Genomic DNA, 12,690 nt, shown 5'->3' on the forward strand with positions numbered 1-12,690 from the left:
ACGATGGCGGAGACCTACCAGCGCCGGGCGCCGCCGCGACGCGCGCCGAGCCATGCTGGCCATGCTGCCACGCTGGTGGACGACTGGCCCGACCGGCCCGGGCGGGAGCCGTCGAGAACTCCATGAACGCCATTCATCTGTACAACGTCGCGCACTGGTGCCACGCCAAGCAAATCCCCGTGGTCCCCAAGCTGCTCTACTGGACGACCTTCCTCGTGTACAATAGCTCGATCCCGCCCAGCGCCGAGATCGGCGCCGGCACCCGGTTCGGGTACGGCGGGATGGGGGTGGTGATCCACGCGCAGGCGCGGATCGGCAGGAACGTGGTCATCGCCCAGCAGGTGACGATCGGCGGGCGCCAGGGCCAAACCGGGGTGCCGGTGATCGAGGACGACGTCTACCTGGGCGCCGGCGCGAAGATCCTCGGCCCGATCCGCATCGGGCGCGGCGCGGTGGTGGGGGCGAACGCGGTGGTGGTCAAGGACGTCCCGGCGGGCGCGACAGTGGGCGGCGTCCCCGCCCGGATCCTGAAGCAAGCGAGCGAGGGCGCCGATGGCTGAGCGCGCGGGCGTGCTGGTGATCGGCCCGCGAGCCCCGGCGGTGGGGGGGATCGCGACCTACGTCGAGACCATGCTGGAGCGGATCCCCACGCGCCATTGCGACACCGCCCCCGAGCCCGGGCTGCGGGGCAAGCTGGCGCGCTTCGCCCGCGGGTGCGCGGCGATCGTCGCCAACAGCCCCGGGTGCCGCGTCCTGCACATCCACTCGTCGTACGGGTGGTCCTTCTACGAGAAGGCGGTCTTCTCGCAGCTCGGCCAGTGGCTCGGCTACCGGACGATCCTGCACATCCACGGCAGCAAGTTCGAGGACTTCGTCGCAGAGAGCCGGCTCAAGGGGTGGATCGCCCGGAGCCTGCGCGACGCGGACGCGGTGATCGCGCTGAGCGCGTACTGGGCCGATTACCTCGGCCGCATCGCGCCCGGCTCCCGCATCGTCACCCTGGAGAACGCGGTCGCCGTGCCGGCCGCGCCGCTCCCGCTTCCCGCCGCCCCGAGCGTGCTGCTCCTCGGCTCCATCGACGACCGCAAGGGCGTCCCGGAGGCGATCCGGGCGTTCGCGCAGGTGGTGCGGCAGCACCCCGCCGCGGTGCTCAACCTCGCCGGGCCGGCGGAGCCCGGCGCCCTCGCCCGCTACGAGCGCCTTGTCGCGGAGCTCGGCCTGGGCGACAGCGTGCGGTTCCTGGGCAGCGTGCGCGGCGAGGCGAAGTCCCGGGCGATCGAGGGGAGCAGCGTGTTCATCCTCCCGTCCCACGCCGAGGGGCTGCCGATCGCGCTCCTGGAGGCGATGGCGGCGGCCCGGCCGGTGGTGGCGACCCGGGTCGGCGCGGTCCCCGAGGTGATCGCCGACGGCGAGAGCGGCTTCCTGATCGCGGCGGGCGACGTGGACGCGCTCGCTGAGCGGATCAACCGGCTGCTCGGCTCGGTCGAGCTCCGCGAGCGGATGGGTCGCGGCGCCTGGGAGCGGGCGCGGTCGCGGTACGACATCGCGGCCGTCGTCGAGCGGCTCACCGGCCTCTACGGGGAGCTGGGCGGCCGGCCCGCGCCGGCGTCGGGCCGCGGGTGAGGGCGCGCTCCGCGCGGCGGGGCGGGCACGAGGCGGCCCCTCCACGTCCACTGCTGCCGTTTGGTCGATGCCGTCGAGGCCCGTGGCGGCATGGCCGCCGCGGCGACGGAGCCGGCCTGCTTGGCTCCTCCGTGGTCCCCCGCGTCGGTGTACGCCGCGGAGTCGGCGGAGCTGCGGAGGCCGACGTCGCGCAGGCGCGCGCAGCGGCTCTGTTGAGCGCGCCGCGACGGCGCTGAAGCACCGCTCGAGCATATCGCCGTTCGCTGCGCTCGCCGGCTGCGCCGCACTTGACCCGTACTCCGCCCCGCAGGGCACCTTCCAGGCGGGCGACGGGCACACGGAGCCTCCGGAGGATCAGGACTCGGATGTCCTCGGCATCAGATCACCGGATCGCGGAGGCCCGCTTTTCACCAGATAGCGTGCTCGGCAACAGGTGCCCCTCTGCTCACTCAGAGCGCGATCGACAGATTCAAACGCCATGACCGGTCGTTCGAGCCCACTGCCTGGGCACATCACCCCGGCGATGGGTGGACCGATGAGGTTGTCAACCGGCAGACCCAAACGGCGTCAGCACCGGAACCTCAGCATCATCATGACCTGGCGCGTCCTACTGGGATAGAAAGACCAGAGGACCGGCATTGTCGAGCAACAGCGAACGCGGATGCGAGATGGCTAGAATATAGACCTGTACCGAATGAAACGAGCCCAGCTCCGGCGCACCACCGTTCGCCCTGCACGGACCGTACGTTATGCCCTCCGTCGCGCTGGATTTTCATTTTGACACTCATACACGCCGAAGCCATCCTATCGCTCGCGCGGAAGCACCTCTATCGTCCTCCCCGGCCTCTCCGCTGCGTTCCTCGCGGGATGGATGCGAGCGTATTTCAAAGGGCTTCTAAATGACACCTCTGCCGGGCACCGAAGGCAATGTCCCAGAGACCGTTATGCAGCTCGCCTGGAAGCTGCTCTGGACCAAGGGGACTCCGTTCTATCTGCCGACGATCATCCTGAACGGCCTCGAGGACGGCCGCGCCTCGCTGCCGCCGCTCGCGCCGCGACCTGTGAAGGACCTCGGGCCGATCGCGCTGTTCAACAAGGATCCCTGGGGCACCGTGTCGATCTCGCTCTCGGAAGCCACGGTCGCGGGTCTCGATACGATTCACGACCAGGGCTTCGAGTTCGACTCGAAGACAGGCGCGTTCAACGCGAAGATCGGCTTCGACAGTCTCGTCTTGGCCGGCAAGTACAGCGTCGACGGCTCGGGCCTTGCGGGCTGCGCGGTCGCCGCCGCGACCGTTCTGCTCGGCCTGCTTCCCCCGCGGTCGAGCGCGGCGGCGGCGGACGGCTCGGAGCTCGACGACGAGCACATCGCCCTCGCCCGCAACTACCAGGCGCAGCTCGCGCAGTCGCCTACAGGTCAGCAGCTCGTCGGCGCCTATTACGACAACAACGACGCGATGAACGAGATCGTGCGCGGGGACACGTTCTTCCGCCATGCATTCCCGACCGTGGTGACCGACGGCAAAACCTCGCGCGACTTCGCCGACCAGACCACCGTTGCAGCGAAGAGCCCGAACGACCCCGCGCGCTCGGTCGGCGATCCGACGTATCGCCTTCACGCCTTCAAGATGCAGCTCGCGTTCGCGCGCTCGGCGGCCAAGCTCTGGGAGAACACCGGAGATTCGAAATATCTCGAGGTCGGCAAGGCCAAGGACGAGTTCTACCATCAGGCGACGCATGGGCCCGCGCAGGGCACGACGACGGTCGGCAACGTCATGGAAGCCATCCGCAACGCCGATCCGGGTGCGGCGCGTGCGCTCGCCACGCAGTCGCACCTCGCGCTGGACCCGATATACGAGGCGGCGGAGCGCGAGATCGACGAGGCGCACGCGCGCTGGACGGCGGCCAACGTCACGCGACCGTACAGCGAGCTCGCGCGCGCGGTGGCGAGCGATCTGGGCCAAGGCACGTTCTCCGACGCCTTCGGCGTGCCGTCGCTGTCGCTCAGCGGCACCATCGAAATCGGCGGCTCGGGCCCGAACGTCACGCTGACGCTGACCAGGCTCACCACGGACATTCCCGAGATCGACATCGCTCTCAGCACGTCGCTGCCGGACACGCTGTACGACCAGGTCGTCCAGAGCCTCGCGGACGCACAATTCATCAAGGACCTCCTGCGCCGAAGCGTCGAGAACGCGCTCGGCACGAAGTCGACGCTCGATTACCTCTCGACGGCGGTCAATGCCGCGATTGCAAAGGTCCTTGCGCCGTAGAGACGCCTCGGCGCCGAAGGAGGACGGAGATGACGTTCGACGTCGCGCTCAGCCTGTCGGAGGACGAGCTCAACCGTGGCAGCGCCGCGGTCTGGAATAAGCTGCACCCGCTCGGCAAGGTGTTCCGTGGCAGCGGAAACTTATCGCTCGGCGGCATCGCGATCGACGTCACCTACGACGCGACGCAGCCGCCAATCTTCGATCTCGCACCGCCGCCAGAGATCGTGTCGCTCATCGCGAGCACATTGCCGCAGGAAAACGACACCGATACACGGGAGCTGATCGCCTACGCGGCCTCGATCGCGCCAGCATTCTCGTTGACGTTCCCGTCGCTCGCGTTCACGTTCGGCGATCGCAAGAGCCCGCCGACGCCGCTCGTGACCGACATCCGCGTGACCTGCGCGGTCGCCGCCGTCAACGGCACCATCAGCTTCCAGGCGCTCGCTGCGACCGCGCCGACGCAGCCGACCGTCGGGGCGCAGTTCATCGTGGATAATTTCATCCTGCCGGCCGTGCTGAGCGCCGCAAACGCGCTGTTCAAGGGGTTGACGATTCCGCCGCTGTCGGTGCCGCGAGTCGCGCTGACGGCGCCCGTCATCACGATCGCGCGGCAGCGCCTCTACGTCGCAGCCGCGCTCGCCGGGGCTGGTGTGCCGTCGATTCCGGCCGAGGGCATCGACGGCCCGACCGCGCCGTTCGTCATGTTACTGACGCAGCGGGCGATGCAGGCCGCCGCGAGCCACGCGATCGGCGAGAGCGGCGCGCTCAACCGCTCCGACAGCAAAGGCGACAGCGCGTTCAACGCACACTACCACTTCTCCTTCCGTCTCGCCGCTCCGCGCGTGACGCTGCGCGGCACCGAGCTCGACATCGCGTTCTCGCTGACCGGCTCGATCAACGCGGGCGTGACGGTGTTTTTTGTCGACATCGGCCTCGGCTACGACGCCGTTGCCGTGCCGAACCCCACCGCGACGTGCAGCATCGTACCGGGGAGCGGCGGGCTGCGCATCGTCGAGTCGTCGATCAGACCCTTCACGCTGCTCGTGCGGCCGAGCGGCCCGATCCCGAGCAAGGTGATGAGCTGGATGACCGAGTTCATCGTCCAGGGCATCGTCGGCTCGCTGACGCCGCTGATCACGCTCTTCCTCAAAGGGATCGACTTCACGACCTTGCAAGTGCCCTCTTTCACCGAATCGATCGACGGCGTCGCGATCACGATGACGCCGATCAATCTGCAAGTGACCGGCGTGCCCGGCGCGATTGCGCTTGCTGGCTCGCTCCGCTTCTCCTGAGCACCGTCATGGCGAACCTCCGCGTGCTGTCATGGAACATTCAAGTTTACGGCCCGACCAAGTACGCGCTGACGCCGAATAAGGTCGCGGTCGCGAAGTTCGTGTCGCACACGATTCAGGAGTCGAACGCGAACATCGTCGTGCTCATGGAGCTCAGCTACAGCGTCGCCCCGCAGATCGCGGAGGCTATCGAGCTCGACATCGAGGCGGCGACCGGCCAGGCCTGGGACACCTACGTGACGCCAGCGCGCCCGGCCAGCGACACTGAGAGCTACGCGATCCTCTGGCGCACCGATGCCTCCGTGAACTTTCAGGCGATCGCGGGCGCCGCAGGCCTGTCGACGCTCGACTTCCCGAACAACTTCTCGGCGATCAACGGGAGGCGCGCGGCCCACAACGTGTTCCGCACCACCGACACGGCATCGAACTTCGCCGTCAGCGTGTACCACGCGCCGCCGAACAACCAGGCCGTGCTCGGCGTCCAGCAGCTCGCGGCCACCCCTGCCCTCTACGCGGTGACGCGCCACGGAGCGCCCGAGGACGTCGATCGCCGCGCGCTGTGCGGCGACTACAACATGGACGCCCAGGTCGACGCGCTCTACTTCCAGCCGCTCACGAATCCCTTGCCCGCCGCGCCGCCGCCGAACGTCGGCGCGGGCGAGGGGTCGGGCTGCGCGGCCGCGCTCCCCGGCGGTGCGCTGAACCAGAGCACGCTTCTAGGCACGTTCGAAGATGCGGTGGCGGCGTGGGGGCGGTACATCCTGAGCTGGGCGCATACGTCGGTCAATTATCGGCGGCCGAACGCGACGATTGACAATGTGTACTACCGCGCAGCCGGCTTCAACGACGCGCACCCGATCGACTGCATCGACGCGATCCGCAATCCGGCGCGCGGCTCGCAGCTGCGCACGATCGCGAACGAATTCGTGTTGGCGTACCCCAGCGGCGCGAAGGCGTTCACGAAGGCGTGCGAATTCACGCCCGTCATGAGCACGGCGCTGAATACGATGGGCTACGCGTTCCTGCTCTACCGTTACGCCATCAGCGACCACCTGCCCGTGATCGCGGACATCACGATCTAGCCCGCGCGCGCCGAAGGATGAGATGACGCTGGAACAGATCCTCACCGCCCTGCAGCGCGCCGCGCCCGGCGACGCGCTCGATCTGGCCGCCGACGCGTTCGGCGCCGGCGCGCTCGAACGCCTGCTGTCGACCTACTTCGTCGACGGGCGCATGCGCGCGACGCTCACCGAGCTCGCGATCGACGCCGCGAGAGGCCACGTCGTCGCCGCAGGCATCGGCACGGCCGCGCCGCTCGACAAGACCAAGTTCACCGCGTATTTCCGCGACGACGGCACCGGCGTCCAGATGACGCTCGCCGCGACTCCTGCTGCCGGCTGGACGTTCTCGTCGTCGTTCCCACCGTTCGCGCAGTCGTTCGCCGATGCGCTCGCGTGGTCCTCGTTCGCCCTCGCCCTCGACTCGCGCGCGCACATCGAGGAAGGGCTCACCGTCGAGGCCGTGCTCGACATGGCCGGCCCGCATGCGTGGCTGTTCGGCAGCATCGCGACGGTGCCGCTAGCGGGCGCGGTCGCGATCGAGCACGGCGTACCGACCTTCGCGTTCGTCCACGCGATCGAGCAGCCGTTCTCCGTCGGCACGCTGCGCGACGTCGCGCTGACATTCGCGTTCCGCGCGGTCGCGGTCTCGGCGCAGGTGTACCCGCCCGGCGGCGGCACGCCGAAGACGGAATGGGGCTCGCAGGCGACGCTCGGCTGCTACGGCACCGTTCCGCTCGGGCGCGTGACGGCGACGCTGTCGATCGGTCTTTCGATCGCCAGCGCGGCTCTCGTCGCGCAGCTGCAGGTGCAGGGTGAGGTCGGCCTCGGCGATCTCGCCGCGCTCGTTCACGATGCGCCGCTCGAGTCGAATCTGCCTTCGGAGTCGCTCTACAATCCGGGCAGCACGTTCGCCGCCGCGGCGATCACAGCGATGATCGATTCGCGCCGGCGCGCGATCTCCGCGATCGTGCTGGCGCTCGACGCGGCGCCGCGCTGGCCTTTGTACAAAGGTACGGAGCTGCGCGATATTCGATTCGAGCTTCAGGTAACCGATCCGCTGACGACGCGCCGCGTCACCGCCGCGCTGACCGCGACGATCGCCTGGCCTGGCGGCGTGCTGCGTGTCGGCGGCACGGCGCCGCAGGTCATGCTGTTTGCCGTACTCGAGGACGGCTCGGCGATTCCGCTCGGACAGGTGCTCGACCGGCTGCTGCCGACCGCCGTGCCTGAACATCTCGTCGTCGACGAGCTCGCGTTCCAGATCGTGCCGGCGCAGGGTGCATTCGACCTCACGACTGGCATCTCCGGCGGCTGGTCGATCCCGCTCGGGCCCGTCGACGCGAGCCTTGAGCGCGCATGGATGTCGCTGTCGCGCCGTGACGGTCAGACGAGCGGCAGCATCGCCGCGACGGCCACGATCGGCGCGTTCACGATCGATGGGCGCTGGTCGATTCCGGGCGCGTTCGCGCTGACCGGCAGGCTCAATCGCGTGCAGTCGCTCGACACGCTCATCCGCACGCTGACGACACTGCCGCCCCCCGAGGGCGTGCCGGATATCCTCATTACGGCGGCGACGGCCGGCATCGTCATCGCGCCGGACTCGCTGCCGCTCGCGAGCTCGACCTATACCTTTTACGCCACCGCAAGCGCGACGACCGCGAGCATCGACCTCGGCACGGTCTGGTTCGCTGTCCGCCGCGAGGGCCGGCACACTGGCTTCCTCGCCGGCTTCGTCGTGCCCGCGACGTGGTCGCCCGGAGATCTCCTGCCCGCGTTGAAGCCGCTGTTCGACAGCCTGAGCTTCACCGACACGGGACTGCTCGTTTCGAGCGTCGCGACCGATTTTATCGATATCCCGATCCTCAAGCAGCGGAGCCTGCCGACGTCTGTCAAGCCCGGGATCGTCGCGTTCGCAGGCCTTCGCCTGAAGGGCGGCGGGCTCGACCTGCTAGGGAAGCTCTTCAGCGGCGACGTCGTGCTCAATCTGTTGGCGCAGCTCGATATGCGCACGCCGGCCAACTCGACGGTCGAGGCGCGTCTTCGCGCGATCGAAGCGCACGGGGCGCTCCGCTTCATCGACTTTCGCATCGCGTTCGCGCCGGCCGCGACGACGTTCACGGTCAGCGCGAGCGCGCGGCTCGAGATCGGTGCTGGGCAGGTTACCGTGACTGGTGCGGGCTCGGTCACGATGACGCCGCCGGCGGCGACCTTGAGCCTGCTCGTGCAGCAGTGGCGCGAGCCGTTCGGCATCGAAGGCCTCACGATCGAGTCCTTCGGTATCGGCTTCACGTTCTCGGGGAGCGTCGCGATCAATTTCCTCGGCCATTTCCTCATCGGCACGAAGCCGCGGCAGTTCCGCTTCACGATCGGCGGCGGTATGCTCGACTTCGAGGTGCCGAGCGCGCTGCTGTTCGGCCTCGACGCGACCGACCAGACGCTCATGCTCGCCGATCTCGTCGAGGCGTTCACGCATCTCGATCTCGCCAGCGTGCCGGTGCTGCGCGACATTGGCTTCCGGCGGCTCGATTTTGCGATCGTCGACGATCCGGCCGGCTTCACGATCGGCAGCGAGCACTTCCCACCGGGCATCCGCATCACCGCGGACCTCACGCTGTACGAGTGGAACGTCCACCTCGATCTCGCGGTCAACACGGGCCGCGGCATCTACGCGAAAGGCGGGATTGACGAGCCGATCGTCGTCGGCAGCGACGTCCTCGTCATCGCCGACGAGGACGGCGGGCGCGGGCCGAGCTTGCTCATCGACACCGCGGCGTTCGCGACCGGTGCCGCGCTCGTCGACCGCACGCGCGGACGCCTGTCGGCGCTGCCCTTCGAGCCGCCGCTCGTCCTCGCGGCGTCGGCGACTGGGCTCGCGCCGATGCGCGCCGAGACGCTCTCGGCGACCTACCTCCAGATGGACGCCTCCGTGTCGCTGCTCGGCGTCTTGCGCCAGGCGGTCAAGATCAGCGTCAGCCGGGACACGTTCGACTTCTCGTACAGGTTCGCCTTCTTCGGCATCGAGGAGACCCTGAGCTGTTTCCTCTCGGCCGGCCAGAAGAGGCTCGCCGCGTCCGCGGAGTTCGAGTTCGCTCTGGACGTCGACCTGCCCGCGGTCACGGTCGAGGGCGTCTCCGTGTTTCCTGCGGTCTCGTTGCACGCGCCGCGGGCCGGCCTCGCGCTCGGGCTGTCGCTGGCCTGGTCGAGCGGCGTGAGCGGCGACTTTCGCCTCGCGGTCGGCTTCGACTGGCACGGTCTCCACCTCGATTTCACGGCGGAGATCACGCTCGCGGACATCGGCAACGCGCTCGAGAGGCTCGGCGACGCGCTGCTCGAGTGGATGCGCAAGAACGCGCGAAAGGTCTGGGAGAAGATCATCGGCAACGTTGATGCGTACCTGGAGGCGATCCGTGATGAGCTCATCGCGTTCGCCGACGGCGCTTACGGCGTCGCGAAGGCGATGATCGCGCTGTTCGAGAGCTCGGTCGAGGAGGTCGCGCGGGCGCTGAGGTCGCTCGGCTATGCGTTCGTCGAAGCAGCCGAAGCCCTCGCGAACGCGTTCGGCATCTCCTTCGACGCCGCGGCCGCGGTGTTCGCGAAGACCTTCGAGATGTGCAGTCTGAGCGCCGCGTCCGCGCTCCTGTACAGCCCGCACACGCTCGACGCCGATCCGCGCTTCGTGCTGCCTGCGCGCGTGCTTGTCGACCTCGCGCAGCGGCCGTCGGCACGCGACGTGCTCATCGCCTACTACGCACACGCGGAGGACTGGCAGGCTGTTGCGGCGACGCCGCACGGACGCCGCTCGCTCGCCTCGCTCGCGGCGGCGACGCAAGACGGCAGCGCCGCGTTCGGCGAGGCGCTGCTCGCGATGCTCGACGGCGTCGCCGCGCGCGATAGCGAACGCCATGCCGCGCTGGCGCGCTGGCGCGCTGACCACGACGTGCTCGCCGGGCTCACCTACCGGCAGACGCTGGCGCTGCTCCATGCGCGCGAGGCGCCGCATGCGTGAGACGCGAGACCCAATCGCCGACGGCTGGGCGCTCGTCGCGACCGACCGCTGGCGCTTCGAGGCCGCGCTGGCGAGCGCGCTCGAACCGCAATCGCGCTACCTCACCGAAGTCGAGCGCCAGCTTTACGCGGGTGGCAAGCGGCTGCGCCCGCTCCTGCTCCTGCTTGCCACGCGCGCCGTGAGGCCGACCGAGGCGGAAGGCGAGGTATCGCTGAAGGCTGTTCAGGCGGCCGTCTCGCTCGAGATGCTTCATGTCGCGACGCTGATCCACGACGACATCGTCGACTCTGCCGAGCTCCGCCGCAACGGCCGTGCCGTGCACGCCGCGCGCGGAGTGCAGACGGCTGTGCTCGTCGGCGATCTCCAGTTCATCCAGGCCATCCGCATCTTCGCCGGCAGCGTCGATACGGCGACCGACATGGGCATCGTGCGGCTCGTTCTCGACGTCGGCTTCCGGATCTGCTGCGGCGAGCTCGATGAGCTCCGCGGCATTGACACGAGTGAGCCCGAGGCGCTGCGCCGCCATTACCGCGCGACCATCGAGCGCAAGACGGCGATCCTGTTCGGGCTCGCCTGCGAGGTCGGCGCGTCGCTCGGCGGCGCGGGCACGCGCGCGACGTTGTGCTTGGGCCAGTATGGCCGCAGCCTCGGCCGCGCGTTCCAGATCATGGATGATCTCCTCGACCTCGCCGCCGCGCCTGCGGCGAGCGGCAAGGACGCGTACACCGATCTCGCGCAGCGCTGCTGGACGCTGCCGCTCATCAATGCCGTCGAGGAGCTCGGCCCTGGGCACGCGCTCTCGATCCACATGCGCGGCGACGAGACGGGCGAGGACCTCGCCACGCTCGCCGCCGCGGCCGTCGGCACGCGAGGCTTCGAGCGCGCCTACGACGACGCGCGGCGCGAGGCGCTCGAAGCCTGTCAATGCCTCGCCGATCTGCCCGCCTCGACCGTCGCCGCGCTCCTCGGTCGGCTCGCGATGTACGTTGTCGATCGCGGCTTTGGCGCCCCGCTGCCAATCCCGGCTCCGGCCTGAGGAGACCGCCATGGACCACAACGACCCGCCCGATCTCTACCTGCAACTCCTGCTCAACGTCCTCTACAAGTACATGACGAACCCGGCGACGGACTTCTATCTGCCAAAGCTGGTCGCCGGCCAGACCAACCCGACCTACGAGCCCTACGTTATCGACGGCGAGTGGTCGCTCGCGGGCGCGGAGGAGCTGCGCACCGGCGGCAGCATGATCTGTTTCTCGACGCTTCCCGAGAGCATGAGTGGCGAGTACAACCAGGGGATCGCCTCGGTCGCGCCACACCTGAGTTTCGCGGGCCCGAGCCGGATCCGGTTCGACGGCGCGATTCCGTTCCAGGTACGCGGCCTCTCGAACGTTCAGATCGGTCAGCCGCGCGTCACCTCGGGCGAGACCGCGACCGCGACGGCGACGTTCTCGGGCGACACGAGCTGGCCGCACGCCGACGGCATCACGGTCCAGGGCAACTACCACATCCACCAGCCGTGCTGTCCCTCCAACGATGGCGTCACCTGTGCACCCGGCGGGCCGCCGTGGACCGAGGACGGCTTCGGGACGTTCTCTATCACGTTCAAGAGCTCGTCGGCGACGGTCACGGGCACGGCGCACACCCAAGACCGCTATCTGCTCCTCGACGTCAATGCGATCGAGTTCACGGCGTCTACCGACGAGCACAACACAGCCGTCGCGGTCACGATCAACACGATCACCGATCCGAAGCTCCGCGACTACTGGGATAGCTACGCGAACGAGGCGATCCGCCAGCCCGACACGATGAAGGCGATACTCGATCACCTGCGCGACGTGCTGAACAGGGAGAGCACGCGCCGCGACATCGCGAAGGTCATGAATGACACCCTCAAGAAGATCGTCGAACAGCACGCGGCCGCGATCGAGACCGAGCGCGTCGCATGGCGCGCGCGCTCGGGCGCGGTGGGGAGGAGGAAAGGCAAGCCGATTGGCGGAGGTCAAGGGTGAGCCATGACGCTCGTCTCGGGCGAGCATTCGGGGCTCCGCGTCGCCTTCCCTCCGCCCCAAACCCCCGAGGCAACAGAAGATGCCTTGCGATCCGCTCCCTCCTGGAAGAGCAACGCCGTATCAACGAGGTATCCACGCAGGGAGGCGGGGCCGCCTTTACGCCACAGCCAGCCCGCGGTAGCTCGTCCACTGCGGCCCAGCTTCGCCCCTCGGCAGGCCGATGCAGAGCCTACCGCCGCACGGCGTGCGGGCGCACGTCGTCGTCGCAGCGCAGCCTGACCTTCCGGCGCCGCCTCGCGGCTCAGGCCGGCGCGTCACTCCGCGTGCGCGGGCTCGTCGGACCAGGCCGCCCCTTCCACGGGACCGGGCGCTCGGCTCTCCGGAGCTTCCAGCGGAAGCCAGGAACGCAGGGTCGACCGCAATCGA

The 12,690-nt window shown here is 68.9% G+C and carries 8 protein-coding genes; all 8 read left to right on the forward strand.

From position 1 onward, the window contains the following. Positions 1 to 122: 122 nt before the first annotated feature. The 8 genes from WMF33_RS37680 to WMF33_RS37715 all read left to right on the forward strand — a co-directional run bounded on the left by WMF33_RS37680 (position 123) and on the right by WMF33_RS37715 (position 12,264). A complete protein-coding gene (locus WMF33_RS37680) occupies positions 123 to 560 on the forward strand; it encodes a serine O-acetyltransferase (protein ID WP_437333129.1) in 438 nt (145 codons plus the stop codon). Next, positions 553 to 1,623, forward strand: coding sequence for a glycosyltransferase family 4 protein (locus tag WMF33_RS37685; RefSeq protein ID WP_437333130.1), 1,071 nt, complete (start codon positions 553 to 555; stop codon positions 1,621 to 1,623). Before WMF33_RS37680 ends, WMF33_RS37685 begins: the two co-directional genes overlap by 8 nt. A 944-nt stretch (positions 1,624 to 2,567) precedes the next feature. Then, positions 2,568 to 3,896 (forward strand): hypothetical protein, encoded by a 1,329-nt coding sequence (locus WMF33_RS37690; RefSeq protein ID WP_437333131.1) that lies wholly within the window; start codon positions 2,568 to 2,570, stop codon positions 3,894 to 3,896. Positions 3,897 to 3,925: 29 nt separating this feature from the next. Next, positions 3,926 to 5,188, forward strand: a complete 1,263-nt coding sequence (locus tag WMF33_RS37695; protein WP_437333132.1) for a hypothetical protein — start codon at positions 3,926 to 3,928, stop codon at positions 5,186 to 5,188. A gap of 8 nt (positions 5,189 to 5,196) precedes the next feature. Then, positions 5,197 to 6,270 (forward strand): hypothetical protein, encoded by a 1,074-nt coding sequence (locus WMF33_RS37700; protein WP_437333133.1) that lies wholly within the window; start codon positions 5,197 to 5,199, stop codon positions 6,268 to 6,270. Between the two features lie 22 nt (positions 6,271 to 6,292). Next, on the forward strand, positions 6,293 to 10,255 hold the full coding sequence (locus WMF33_RS37705; protein ID WP_437333134.1) for a hypothetical protein: 3,963 nt from the start codon (positions 6,293 to 6,295) through the stop codon (positions 10,253 to 10,255). Continuing rightward, on the forward strand, positions 10,248 to 11,291 hold the full coding sequence (locus tag WMF33_RS37710) for a polyprenyl synthetase family protein (protein WP_437333135.1): 1,044 nt from the start codon (positions 10,248 to 10,250) through the stop codon (positions 11,289 to 11,291). The genes WMF33_RS37705 and WMF33_RS37710 overlap by 8 nt, the downstream gene beginning before the upstream one ends. 10 nt (positions 11,292 to 11,301) lie before the next feature. Continuing rightward, on the forward strand, positions 11,302 to 12,264 hold the full coding sequence (locus tag WMF33_RS37715; protein WP_437333136.1) for a hypothetical protein: 963 nt from the start codon (positions 11,302 to 11,304) through the stop codon (positions 12,262 to 12,264). Positions 12,265 to 12,690: the final 426 nt, after the last annotated feature.

The organism is Sorangium sp. So ce394, from assembly GCF_051474665.1.
In the GTDB taxonomy this organism is placed as follows: Bacteria; Myxococcota_A; Polyangia; order Polyangiales; family Polyangiaceae; genus Sorangium; species Sorangium cellulosum_D.